The 446-nt window shown below is 49.1% G+C and carries 1 protein-coding gene; it reads right to left on the bottom strand.

All coding sequences use genetic code 11. The features are described 5' to 3' along the window. The coding region (locus tag AB1462_RS32055; protein ID WP_367249128.1) for an N-6 DNA methylase at positions 1–446 on the bottom strand (446 nt) is incomplete at both ends.

Here is a 446-nt window from a genome sequence, read left to right as displayed (position 1 = left end):
CGAGGCGAGCGATGAGACGGTGACGCCGACTAACTTCTCAACATTACCGATCTTGAATTTTGCGTCCCAGCGGTCTTCAGTCGGGTCGAACATGATGGTACGTACGAACTTATGCTCCCGTGAATCAGCAACTTTATCTGAGAGAAGACGTTGGAGGTCGTTTTCACCCCCAAAGACTTTGCGCCTCTGCGCGCCGCGCGTAATGACCTCATAACCAATTTTTTCGCAAACGGCAAAGTAAGTGTCTGTCTTTTGATTGCCCTTTTCTTCTTTCTTTTTGATATGAAGGATCGACGTCTTGGTCGTGGTGCCCGCAGCGGCGAATGTTACTGGCGGCAATGATATCACAGACAAAATTTCACAGGTCCTGCCAATGTGCTCTCGAATCTGCTGGTGCACATTTCTGTTGGTAAGGACGCTGTCGGGTACAATGGTAACAAGTATGC

The sequence above is a fragment of the Pseudomonas sp. SB113 genome (assembly GCF_040754745.1).
GTDB lineage: Bacteria > Pseudomonadota > Gammaproteobacteria > Pseudomonadales > Pseudomonadaceae > Aquipseudomonas > Aquipseudomonas grimontii.
This window is presented reverse-complemented; position numbering and strand designations above follow the sequence as displayed.